The following is an 800-nucleotide window of genomic DNA, read 5'->3' as shown; positions in this document are numbered from 1 at the left end:
TCTGTACCTATAACCATTGAGCGTTTGCGTTTGTCGTGATTCAAGCGCGGCTTAGGAGGAACCTTGATCATGGCCCGGTACGATGTTTCGGACACCGAGTGGCGTTTGATCGCACCGCTGCTGCCCAACAAACCGCGGGGCGTGGCACGAGTGGATGGACCGACGGATCATCAATGCGATCTTTTATGTTTTGAGGACGGGCTCGCCCTGGCGCGATCTACCCAGTCGTTAAGGGCCTCGACTGCTATAATCGCTACAATCGCTGGTCAAAAGCTGGCGTCTGGCTACGGATTTTTCACTTGCGGCGCAATCACCCGGATCCCTGCACCTCATAGATGCCTCGATCATTCGCGCTCACCAGCATGCAGCCGGTGGAAAAAGGGGGCCCGGATCACGCCATTGGCCGTTCTCGTGGAAGACTGAGCACCAAGATCAATGCCGTCGTGGACGAGAATGGCCTTCCATTGCGGATCGTGCTCTCCGCCGGCCAGGCATCCGACAAGACCGCCGTGGCAGCCCTGCTTGAAGGACTGCCGCCCGCCCGCGCTCTCATTGCCCATCGCGGCTCCCAGGCCATTGTCGCGAGCATGGCGGCGAGGCGCACATCCCGACCCAGCGGGACGGTAGCGTTCAGCGCTCGGTCGACCCTGGCCTTTATCGCCAACATGATCGAGCGCTTCTTCTGCAAAATCAAACACTTCCGCCGCGTTGCTACGCGCTTCGACAAACTCGCTAGAAACTTCCTCACCGCTGTTCTGCCGGCATCAACTAGACCTTGGCTCAGAGCTTATGAGTCCACC

1 protein-coding gene and 1 pseudogene are annotated in these 800 nt (G+C 59.0%); both read left to right on the top strand.

The genetic code is table 11. The features are described from left to right. Positions 1-69 precede the first annotated feature (69 nt). Positions 70-423, top strand: a complete 354-nt coding sequence (locus tag IVB42_RS42205) for a hypothetical protein (protein WP_346659276.1) — start codon at positions 70-72, stop codon at positions 421-423. Next, positions 363-800, top strand: a pseudogene (locus tag IVB42_RS42200) (IS5/IS1182 family transposase); the annotation flags it as partial. The gene IVB42_RS42205 and the pseudogene IVB42_RS42200, both read left to right, overlap by 61 nt.

The sequence above is a fragment of the Bradyrhizobium sp. 45 genome (genome assembly GCF_023073155.1).
Classification (GTDB): domain Bacteria; phylum Pseudomonadota; class Alphaproteobacteria; order Rhizobiales; family Xanthobacteraceae; genus Bradyrhizobium; species Bradyrhizobium canariense_D.
Note: the sequence above shows the minus strand (reverse complement) of the source record. Positions and strands in the feature narration are given on the sequence as shown.

Bases quoted from the DNA above. Each gene is read 5' to 3' on its own strand.
- IVB42_RS42205 (WP_346659276.1), top strand. From the start codon at position 70: ATGGCCCGGTACGATGTTTCGGACACCGAGTGGCGTTTGATCGCACCG.